The organism is Staphylococcus gallinarum, from assembly GCF_000875895.1.
In the GTDB taxonomy this organism is placed as follows: Bacteria; Bacillota; Bacilli; order Staphylococcales; family Staphylococcaceae; genus Staphylococcus; species Staphylococcus gallinarum.
This window is the reverse complement of the sequence record NZ_JXCF01000181.1, coordinates 1-241: the sequence shown is the minus strand read 5'-3', so window position 1 is coordinate 241 and position 241 is coordinate 1. Positions and strand designations below refer to the sequence as shown.

The 241-nt window shown below is 32.4% G+C and carries 1 protein-coding gene; it reads right to left on the bottom strand.

Features of this window, described 5'->3' with window-relative positions:
* On the bottom strand, nucleotides 1–241 hold a 241-nt coding region (locus SH09_RS13970; protein WP_042740166.1), incomplete at both ends, for a DUF334 domain-containing protein.

The following is a 241-nucleotide window of genomic DNA, read 5'->3' as shown; positions in this document are numbered from 1 at the left end:
AGCCTTTATTTTGCTTGCTATGGCATTCTGTAATACATCTACATGTAAAAAGCCCATAAAATCTCTGCCAATCGTCATAATCAAAGCAAAAAGCATAAACACTAATAACATTGCACCAATACCAGTAAATAATTGCTTTTGTCTTTTTTGATAATGTTCATGTGATTGTTTAACTTCACGCAACATCGAATGAATTTCTTCTCGAACTCCATAAACATCTTTTCGAACCTCTATCTCAATA